Source organism: Lentzea sp. NPDC051838 (assembly GCF_040681245.1).
Classification (GTDB): Bacteria; Actinomycetota; Actinomycetes; order Mycobacteriales; family Pseudonocardiaceae; genus Lentzea.
Genome location: NZ_JBFAYI010000049.1, coordinates 37683 through 44761, shown reverse-complemented (window position 1 = coordinate 44761; position 7079 = coordinate 37683). Strand labels below are relative to the sequence as shown.

Annotated in this window: 6 protein-coding genes; all 6 read right to left on the bottom strand. The window is 65.7% G+C overall.

The genetic code is table 11. The annotated features are described in order from the left end of the window. Positions 1-242: 242 nt before the first annotated feature. The 6 genes from AB0M24_RS45635 to AB0M24_RS45610 are packed head-to-tail and all read right to left on the bottom strand — an operon-like array spanning position 243 to position 6868. Positions 243-1577, bottom strand: coding sequence for a GH1 family beta-glucosidase (locus AB0M24_RS45635; protein ID WP_363781085.1), 1335 nt, complete (start codon positions 1575-1577; stop codon positions 243-245). After that, positions 1570-2526, bottom strand: a complete 957-nt coding sequence (locus AB0M24_RS45630; protein ID WP_363781083.1) for an ABC transporter ATP-binding protein — start codon at positions 2524-2526, stop codon at positions 1570-1572. Before AB0M24_RS45630 ends, AB0M24_RS45635 begins: the two co-directional genes overlap by 8 nt. Then, complete coding sequence (locus AB0M24_RS45625; protein ID WP_363781081.1) at positions 2523-3341, bottom strand: ABC transporter permease; 819 nt, start codon at positions 3339-3341, stop codon at positions 2523-2525. The genes AB0M24_RS45630 and AB0M24_RS45625 overlap by 4 nt, the downstream gene beginning before the upstream one ends. A gap of 7 nt (positions 3342-3348) precedes the next feature. Then, complete coding sequence (locus AB0M24_RS45620) at positions 3349-4329, bottom strand: ABC transporter permease (protein ID WP_363781079.1); 981 nt, start codon at positions 4327-4329, stop codon at positions 3349-3351. Continuing rightward, the gene (locus AB0M24_RS45615) at positions 4326-5228 is read right to left on the bottom strand and encodes an ABC transporter ATP-binding protein (RefSeq protein WP_363781077.1); all 903 of its coding nucleotides are present in this window, start codon (positions 5226-5228) and stop codon (positions 4326-4328) included. Before AB0M24_RS45615 ends, AB0M24_RS45620 begins: the two co-directional genes overlap by 4 nt. Further along, on the bottom strand, positions 5228-6868 hold the full coding sequence (locus tag AB0M24_RS45610; protein WP_363781075.1) for an ABC transporter substrate-binding protein: 1641 nt from the start codon (positions 6866-6868) through the stop codon (positions 5228-5230). The genes AB0M24_RS45615 and AB0M24_RS45610 overlap by 1 nt, the downstream gene beginning before the upstream one ends. Between the last annotated feature and the right edge of the window lie 211 nt (positions 6869-7079).

Sequence of the window (7079 nt, the reverse complement as noted above, 5' to 3'; positions counted from 1 at the left end):
ACAGGCGTGCCATCAACCCGCAGACGGCGCTGGCCCCCTGATCAGATTGGCGGGGTTTGGGGCAGAGCTCCCAAGGGGAAGCACGCAACAGGAACACGCCCTACGCAACCCGACCACCCACAAAGCCGCGACTCGCAAGGCGACAGCCGCACGCAACAGGGGAACGGCACGGACAACAAACAGGCAGCCGCCAACCCAACAGGGGGACGACCGACAACACAACCGCGAGCGGCCGAAGGCCGCTACACACGAGAAGCAGCGACCAACTCCCGATACCACTGCGCACTCTGCTTCAACGTGCGCTCCTGAGTCGCATAATCCACCCGGACAATGCCAAACCTCTTGGCATACCCGTATCCCCACTCAAAGTTGTCCATCAACGACCAAGCCAAGTACCCACGAACATCAGCCCCACCCCGAACAGCAGCAGCAACAGCCGAGATGTGCGACCTCAGATACTCGACCCGGTCAGCATCAGCAACATACCCATCATCAACCTCAAGATCATCAAAAGCAGCGCCGTTCTCAGTGATGACCATCGGCACCCCGTAGTCCCGCTGCAACCGCACCAACAGCGCAGTGAACCCCTCAGGCACGATCTCCCACCCCATAGCCGTAACCGGTCGCCCCTGAGGAACAACCTCAGCCACAGCAGGATCATCAGTAGCCTTCACCACATGCGATGTGTAGTAGTTGACCCCCAACACATCAATCGGCGCAGAGATGATCTCAAGATCCCCGGACCGCACCGGCAACTCAGCCCCACGCCCAGCAACATCAACCAGCACATCCTCCGGGTACCGCCCATGCACCAACGGATCCAGGTAGATCCGAGTGCCAAGCCCATCAGCCCGCCGAGCAGCATCAACATCACGCGGATCATCGGAAGCGGGTGTGTGGACTCCCATGTTCAAGGTGATGCCGAGGGACGAGACGCCGCGCGATCGGAGCTCCTGCCCGGCGAGCCCGTGGCCGAGCAGGAGGTGATGGACAGCCCTGATCGCCTCACCGAAGTTCTTCCGCCCAGGCGCATGCCGCCCGGTGTCATACCCGAGCATCGCCGAACACCAGGGCTCGTTCAACGTGGTCCAGGTAGGAACCCGATCCCCCAGCGCGTCGTGCACCAGCCCAGCGAACTCGGCAAACCGATAAGCGGTGTCCCGATGAGGCCACCCACCGGCATCCTCAAGCTCCTGAGGTAAATCCCAGTGGTACAACGTCAACCAAGGATCAACCCCCTTCTCCAACAGCTCGTCCACGAGCCGCGAGTAGAAGTCCAGACCCTTGGGATTCACCGGACCACGCCCACCAGGCTGAATCCGAGGCCAGGACACCGAGAACCGGTACTTGTCCACCCCCAACCGGGCGATCATCGCCACATCGGCAGGCATCCGATGGTAGTGATCACAGGCCACATCCCCGTTCTCACCAGCAGCAACCGCCCCAGGCCGCCGCGCGAACGTGTCCCAAATGGACAGTGTCCGCCCGTCCTCGTCGAACGCGCCCTCGATCTGGTACGCGGAAGTCGCGACGCCCCAGAAGAAGTCCGACGGCAGCCCCGCGGTCACCTCAGACATGCACACCCTCCAACCAGCAGGCAACCCGACGCTGCTCCGACACGGCGTCCAGCGATGGCATCCGCTCCGAGCAGACGTCCATCGCCGAAGGACAACGCGGGTGGAACGGACACCCGGAAGGCATGGACCGAAGATCAGGCGGCGACCCCGGAATCCCGCGAAGCTCACGCCGCGGCCCCCGCAACGCCGGGAACGACCCGAGCAACCCCTGCGAGTACGGATGCTTGGCCGCCCGGTAGATCTCCGCGGCCGGCGCCTCCTCGACCACGCGTCCGCCGTACATGATCGCGATCCGGTCGGAGAACTCGACCAGCAGCGAGATGTCGTGCGTGATGAAGATGATCGAGAAGCCCAAAGTCTCCCGAAGCCGCATCATCTGACCGAGGATCTGCCGCTGCACCACCACGTCCAGCGCGGTCGTCGGCTCGTCCATGATCACGATCTCCGGCTCCAGCGCAAGAGCCATCGCGATCATCACCCGTTGCCGCATCCCGCCGGACAGCTGGTGCGGGTAGGCCGAGAGCCGATCCACCGGAATCCCGACCAGCGACAGCAGCTCACGAGCACGAGCGACCCGCTCCGGACGCTTCATCGACGGCCGATGGGCGCGCAGCACGTCGTCGATCTGCGTGGCCACCGAGATCACCGGGTTCAGGGCGTTCATCGCACCCTGGAACACGATCGCGATCTCGCTCCACCGCAGCACCTGCAGTTCGCGCTCGCTCAGCGCCAGCAGATCCTGCCCCTTGAACAGCACCGAACCGGACGGCACGTGCCCAGGCGGCTGCAGCAACCGCGTCGCGGCATAGGCCAAAGTGGACTTACCGCTGCCACTCTCACCGGCGAGCCCGAGAACCTCACCGGCCCCGAGTGACAACGACACGTCGTGCACGGCCCGCAACGAGCCGTAGTCCACCGAGAGCGAGCGGATCTCCAGCACCGGGCTCATGCGCGCACCTTCCGCAGGCGGGGATTCGCGTACTCGTCGATCCCGAAGTTGATCAGCGCCAGAGCCGTGCCCAGCAGAGCGATGCACAGGCCGGCGGGAACGAACCACCACCACGCGCCCTGGCCGAGAGCCTGGTTGCTCTGCGCCCAGAACAGGATCGTGCCCCAGTTCCAGGTCGACAGGGACACGACGCCGACGAACGACAGCGTGATCTGCAGCATCACCGCGAAGATCACGGTGCCGACGAAGCCGGAGCCGATCACGGCCAGCAGGTTCGGCAGCACCTCGAACACGATGATCCGCCAGGTGCGTTCACCGGACGCCCGCGCAGCCTCGACGAAATCACGTCGCCGCAACGACATCGTCTGCGCACGCAGCACACGAGCACCCCACGCCCACGCGGTCAGCGAGATCACCGCCGCGATCAGCACGGTGTCCGCGGACGGCAGCATCGACGCCACGATGATGATCAGCGGCAGCGCCGGGATCACCAGAAAGACGTTGGACAGCATGGACAACGCCTCGTCGGCCGCCCCACCGAGGAACCCGGCGGTCACCCCGACCAGGATCGACAGGAACGTCGCCAGCACACCGCAGACGAGCCCGACGACCATCACTCCCCTGGTGCCCACGAGCACCTGGGAGAAGATGTCCTGCCCGGTCATCGTCGTGCCGAACCAGTGCGCGCCCGATGGCGGCGACAGCAGGTCGTCGCCCATCGCGGACGGGTCGTAAGGCGCGATCCACTCGCCGACCACGGCGATCACCGTGAAGAAGGCCAGGATTCCCAAGCCCAACCGAGTCTTGAAGTTCATGAGAAGCTCAGCCCTCCCGCCGGGTGCGCGGGTCGAGCAGCAGGTAGCCGACGTCCGCGAGCAGGTTCGCCACCAGCACGGCCAGCGTGATCACCAGGAACACGCCTTGCATCAGCGGGTAGTCCTTCGCACCGATGCCCTGGAAGAGCACGTACCCGAGACCTGGATACGAGAACACCATCTCCACCAGCAGCGCGCCGCCGACGATGAAACCCAGTGACAGCGCGAAACCCGAGATCGACGGCAGCACGGCGTTGCGCGCCGCGTAGGCGAACATGATCCGCTTCTGCGACAACCCCTTGGCCCGCGCGACCAGCACGTAGTCCTCGGCCGTGACGGTCACCATCATGTTGCGCATGCCCAGGATCCAGCCCGCCACCGAGCTCACGACGATCGTGAGTCCAGGCAGCACGGCATGTTCCAGCACGCTGCCGATGAACTCGCCGGACCACTCCGGCACCAGCCCGGCCGCGTAGCCACCGGAGGCCGGCAGCAGCGGGAACGTCACGGAGAACACCGAGATCGCGATGAGCCCGAGCCAGAAGTACGGGATCGACGAGAGGAACGTCGTCACCGGGATCAGGTTGTCCATCCACGATCCGCGCTTCCACCCCGCGTAGACGCCGAGCAGGGTGCCCAGCAGGAACGCGATGATCGTGGTGACGCCGATCAGGCCGAGTGTCCACGGCAACGACTGCGAGAGCACCTCAGATACCGGCGTCGGGAAGAACGTGAACGACAACCCGAGGTCGCCACGGGCCAAAGCGCCCCAGTAGTCGACGTACTGCTCCCAGATCGACTTCTTCTCGTCCAGCCCGAACAGGATGTACAGCGAGGCCATCGCGTCGCTGTTCAGCCGCCCGCCGAGCTTGGTGATCATCGCCTGCACCGGGTCGCCCGGCAGCAGGCGCGGGAGCAGGAAGTTCGCCGTGATCGCCGCCCACAGCGTGATCAGGTAGAACAACCCGCGGCGCAGCAGGAACGTCACGCTGCCACCTCCGCGTAGAGCCAGCACGCCGCCCAGTGACCGTCACCGACGTCCGAACGGGGTGGCGCGTCGGTCCAGCAGCGTGCCTGGACCTTCGGGCAACGGGCCGCGAACTGACAGCCCGCCGACACCGCCGCAGCCTCCTCGACCGGCGCGTCCAGCGCGACCACCGCGCGTTCCGGATCGGGTGCGGACTCGATCAGCAGCTGCGTGTACGGGTGCGCGGGTTTCTGCGTCACGGACTCGCTGTCGCCGCCCTCGACGATCTGCCCGCCGTACATCACGAACGTCTCGTCGGCGAAGTACCGCGCCGACGCGATGTCGTGCGTGATGTACAGGACGGCGAGCTTGAGCCGTTCCTTCAAGTCCAGCAACAGGTTCAGCACGCCGAGCCGGATCGAGACGTCCAACATGGACACCGGCTCGTCAGCGAGCAGCACTTCCGGGTGGGCCGCAAGCGCTCGCGCGATCGCCACGCGCTGCCGTTGACCACCGGAGAGTTCGTGCGGATACCGCGAGGCGAAGTCGACGGGCAGGTTCACCCGCTCCAGCAACTGCTCCACCGTCTCCGGCCGCTTGTGGATCTTCAGCGGCCGGGTCAGGTGGTAGCGGATCGTGTGGATCGGGTTGAGCGAGGCGAACGGGTCCTGGAACACCATCTGGACCTTGCGCCGGTACTCCCGGACCCGTCGCACCCTCTTGCCGTCCAACAGGATCTCGCCCGAGGTGGGCTCCACCAGCCGCGCCAGCAGCTTCGCCACCGTCGACTTGCCCGATCCCGATTCGCCGACGAGGGCGGTCACGCGCCCGCGGCGCAGGACGATGGAGACGTCCTGCACCGCACGCACGCGCTTGTAGGTCTTGACCAGACCTTTCGCTTCCAGCGCGATTTCATCCATTACGCAGCCGGCTTCAACTTCATGACGATCTGCAGGGCGTTGGGCAGCGTGGCCTGCGGCGGACCGTACGGGTCCTCTTCGGACGGCCAGCCGACCCAGTTCTTCGTGCTGTACTCGGCACCGATCGGACCCGCGGAGGTCGGGATCATCGGCACCTGCTCGACCATGATCTTCTGCAGCGTCGCGAGGCTCTTGGCGCGCGCCGCGTCGTCCGTGGCGTTCGCGTACTCGGCGAGTGCCGCGGTGGCCTCGGGGTTGTTGTAGCGGCCGAAGTTCACCGCCGCCGTCTGGCCCATCGGCTTGATCTCCGCGCCGTCCATGATGTTCTGGTACATCTCGTACGGCGTGGCACCGGTGTTGGTCCAGCGCAACGAGGCCTGGAACGAGCCGTTCGCGAAGTCGGTCGTCCACGCGTCCGCGGTCTGCGTGCGCACGGTCGCCTCGATGCCGATCTTCTTGAGGTCGCTCTTGATGATGTCGAGCACCGTCAGGTAGTCCGACCAGCCGGACGGGTTGGTGAGCTCGAGCGTCACGGGCTTGCCGTCGGGCGCCTTGAGCACGTCACCTTCGAGCTTGAAGCCGGCCGCGGTCAGCTTCTGCTTCGCCTTGTCGACGCTCACCTCGAACCGCGCGGACTTGTACTCCGGCGCGAGGAACGAGTCACCGGCGGGCAACGGCATGCCGGTGGGCGACTCCAGCTTCGGGAACAGGCGAGCCTCACCGCGGACGAAGATCGCCTCGCGGTCGATCACGTCGCTCATCGCCGCGCGCAGCGCCGGGTTGTCGAACGGCGCGACGGTGTGGTTCACCCAGAGGCCGTGGATGCCGAGACCGGCCGGGAACCACAGCTTGTGGTTCTTCGGGTCCTTGTCGACGTAGAGCTTTTGGTAGTCCGGGATGAAGACGTACGACCACTGCGACGCACCCGACGCCAGCGCGGTGGTCTGCGCCGTGTTGTCGTTGTACGAGGTGTACTGGATCTCCGGCACCTTCGGCAGTTCCTGCCAGTACTCGGAGCGCCGGGTGATCGTGACCGTCTGCGAGGTGAACGACTTCACCTGGTACGGGCCCGTGCCGACCGGGTTCGGGTTCGTGTAGGTCGTCGGGTCGGAGACGCCGCTCCAGACGTGCTGCGGCACCACCATCACGCTGATGACCTTGTTGCGCGTCACGAACTGCGGGTTCGCGAACGTCACCTCGACCTTGCCGTCCGGCGTCGCGGTCGCGGTCTCGACCTTGAGCGAGTCGCGGTTGTTGAGCGCCGGCCACTTCTTCAGGATCTCGTACGAGAAGGCGACGTCAGCGGCCGTGAGCGGCTTGCCGTCGGACCACTTCACGTTCTCCCGGATCGTGAAGGTGACCTTCTTGTAGTTGTCCGCCCAGTCCCACTTCGTCGCGAGCCACGGAACCGGCTCCTGGGCGGGCCGCGTGTTGTTGACGAACGCCAGCGGCTCGTAGATCTGGTAGCGGTACCCGAGCGACCCGGCCGCCGACGTGGGCAGGAACGGGTTGTGGTTCTCCGTCAGCGGCCCGTTGGGCATGCCCACGGTCAGCACACCCGAGGCCTTGGTGGCGCCACCGGAGGAGCAACCTGTCGCCGCGAGCGCCAGTGCTACTGCGACGATGATTGTTCTGCGCATTGGGGAGTCTCCCGATACGACGGCGTGTGAGAGCGCTCTCCCACACGTACGGCGAACTCGCCAGACGACCAGGGTCTGCTTCACAGGTGCAGTTCGATGAGAGTCGCGCCTGAGGTGGTTCCTGGTGGCGCGTGGCATGTACCGCGAGATGGAGTTCCTGCTCGGCGAGAAGTCCGCGTCGATGCTCGTGCGGCACCGCGCGGTGCGGCAC

Excerpts from the sequence above, each read along its gene's own strand:
- AB0M24_RS45630 (WP_363781083.1), bottom strand. The coding sequence starts at position 2,526 with ATGAGCCCGGTGCTGGAGATCCGCTCGCTCTCGGTGGACTACGGCTCG.
- AB0M24_RS45610 (WP_363781075.1), bottom strand. The coding sequence starts at position 6,868 with ATGCGCAGAACAATCATCGTCGCAGTAGCACTGGCGCTCGCGGCGACA.
- AB0M24_RS45635 (WP_363781085.1), bottom strand. The coding sequence starts at position 1,577 with ATGTCTGAGGTGACCGCGGGGCTGCCGTCGGACTTCTTCTGGGGCGTC.
- AB0M24_RS45625 (WP_363781081.1), bottom strand. The coding sequence starts at position 3,341 with ATGAACTTCAAGACTCGGTTGGGCTTGGGAATCCTGGCCTTCTTCACG.
- AB0M24_RS45615 (WP_363781077.1), bottom strand. The coding sequence starts at position 5,228 with ATGGATGAAATCGCGCTGGAAGCGAAAGGTCTGGTCAAGACCTACAAG.